At 72.8% G+C, this 2,702-nt stretch carries 2 protein-coding genes; both read left to right on the forward strand.

The window, feature by feature from the left end; translation table 11 throughout:
• Positions 1-131: 131 nt before the first annotated feature.
• Complete coding sequence (locus tag ACY45C_RS13180; protein ID WP_462187913.1) at positions 132-902, forward strand: copper resistance CopC family protein; 771 nt, start codon at positions 132-134, stop codon at positions 900-902.
• A gap of 178 nt (positions 903-1,080) precedes the next feature.
• The coding region (locus ACY45C_RS13185; protein ID WP_462187917.1) for a cytochrome c oxidase assembly protein at positions 1,081-2,702 on the forward strand (1,622 nt) is incomplete at its 3' end.

Consider the following 2,702-nt stretch of genomic DNA (forward strand, 5'->3'; position numbering starts at 1 on the left):
GAGGCCGGTCGTCAGCAGCAACAGCAGCGGGAACAGCGAGCGGAACCTACGCGCCGGGAGGATGTCAACATTGTTGATTATCTTGGATCGGACGCGGTGGTCACGTTTCTACGGCGCGTAGAATCTGCTGGGTGCGACTACAGGCGAGGCTGTCCGCGAGACGGCGTACGGCAGTCCCGAGTAGGAGCGGCACCCGGTTCGCCAACCCCACCGGTGCCGCCCGCGCCACCGGTGGTACGGGCGGCACGGGGCCAACCGGCCTCGCCGCGGCGATCAGCCTGGTTGTGGCGCTTGGCCTCGTCGCGGCGCTCGTCCCGGCGGTCCTGCTCGGACTGGCCACCCCCGCATCGGCGCATTCACGCCTGGTCACCAGCACCCCGGTGGCGGACAGCACTCTCACCGCCCCGCCACATGAGATCATCCTGATGTTCAACGAGCCAGTGTCCCCGCGCTACACGAACGTCGCCGTCACAGCGGCCGACGGCGCCAGCGTGACCGCCGGTGCCACCCGCGTCGAGGGCGGCAGCGTCCACCAGGACCTCACCGCTCTCCGCGACGGTCGCTACACGGTGGCCTATCGGGTCGTGTCCGAGGACGGTCATCCGGTCGGCGGCGAGTTCGCCTTCACCGTTGCCGGCGGCACGGCGTCCGCGGGCCAGGAGGGATCCCCGCCCCCGTCCCCGGTCACCACGACGCCGACCCCGGCAGCCACCGCAAGCCCGACCACGGGTGCCGCGCCGGCCCCGTCCGCGGCCGTCACTGCCATCACGGCCGATACGGGATCCGCGGACGGCGGTGACGGTGGCGGTGGCTGGATACTCCCCGTTGTGATCGCCGGTGTCCTCACGCTCGGCGGCGGCACCCTGTTCGCCCTGCGGCGACGTCACTCCGGAGCGCGCTGACCCTATGGACACCCCCGTCACCAGGAAAGACCCCGCCATAACGAACAACTCCACCACGCCCGCAGACCCCATCACGCCCGCGGGTCCGGCCGCTCCTCCGTATGCCGCCGCTCCCACCAGAACCAGCCCCGCCAGCCGCTCCACCTCGGGGGACGGACGGACGGCGGCGGTCGGACGGATGGCGCCCGTCGCCGTCGCGGCCGGATGCGTGGCGCTGGCCCTGACCGTCGGTTTCGGGCCAGGCCCCCTGCGGCTGCCCGGCCTGCCCTCGTCCGGCACGCCCACCTACTGGGCACTGCCGTTCACGCATCTGGTCGGCAAGATCGCCGCCGTGGGGACGATCGGGTGGCTTCTCGCGGCCGCCGTCCTTCTTCCGGCGAAACACGGCCGTTCGGCGCAACGCGGCCGTTCGGCGCAACGCGGTGCGGCCGGCAACGAGTCGCGGGTGGGCATCCTGTCCCCCACGGCCCGGCGGTGCGGCCGGTACGCGGCGAACGCCGCGGCTCTGTGGATGGTGGCCACCCTCGTGGAGCTGCTGTTCACCCTGTCCGAGATCTCCGCGCGCCCGGCCGGCGACGTCCTGGGCGTCTCCTCGCTGCGCTCCTTCGTCTCCACCACCTCCCAGGGCCGGGCACTGCTCGTCGTGGCGGCCCTGGCGGCCGTCATCGCGATGATCGGCCGTACGGTCACGACGACAACCGCGGCCGGGGCCCTGCTCGCTGTCGCGGTCGCCGGCATCGTGCCGCCGATTCTGGTTGGCCACGCCGCCACGTCCGGCGATCATGCGATCGCAGTGGTGGCCCTCGGCGTGCATGTATTCGCGGCCACGGCCTGGGTGGGTGGTCTACTCGGCCTGCTCACCGCGGTGCGGCTGCCGGTGGGCTCGTTCGGCCCGGCGCTGCGCCGGTACAGCCGGTTCGCGGCCGGGGCGGCGGCCGTCACGGCGATCAGCGGGATCGCCGGTGCGGCCCTGCGGCTCGGCGGCTTCACCCCGTTGTGGGACACCCGCTACGGTCTGCTGGTCCTGCTCAAGGCCGCGGGCCTGCTGGCCGCCGTCACGCTCGGTGGTCTGGTGCGCCGCCGGATCGTCGCCGGGCTCGCGGTGAGGACGCCCACCGACCAGACCGGCACCACCGACCAGACCGGCACTGCTCAGACGAACACCCGCCGGACCGGCACCGACGGGACTACCGCGGTCGCTCGTTTCCTGCGCATCGCCGGCGTGGAGCTCACCGTTCTCACGGCCACGGTCGGACTGGCCGTCGGACTGTCCCGCACGGCGCCACCGGTGAACGACGCACTCGTTCCCGACGATCCGACCCAGACGCTGCTCGGATACCCGATGCCCCCACCGATCACCGCCGTGCGGCTCGCCACCGACTGGCGCATCGACTGGGTCTTCCTCGCCGGCGCGGTCACCGCCGCCCTGCTCTACCTCGCCGGCCTGCGCCGGCTACGGGCACGCGGCGCCCCCTGGCCGCTCGGGCGCACCATCGCCTGGCTCGCCGGCCTGCTCGTCGTCGTGGTCGCCACATCGAGCGGACTCGGGCTGTACGGGCCGGTCCTGCTCAGCGTGCACATGAGCCAGCACATGCTGCTCAGCATGCTGGCCCCGATCCCGCTGGTGCTCGGCGCGCCGGTGACCCTGGCGCTGCGGGCGATGCGGCCCGCCACGGCTCCGCACCGCACCGGACCGCGCGAATGGCTGCTGAGAACGCTGCGGTCCTGGCCGGTACGCATCCTGACCCATCCGCTGCTCGTGACGGCAAACTTCGCCGGCAGCCTCTACGTGCTCTACCT

This window comes from Frankia sp. CcWB2 (assembly GCF_977927585.1).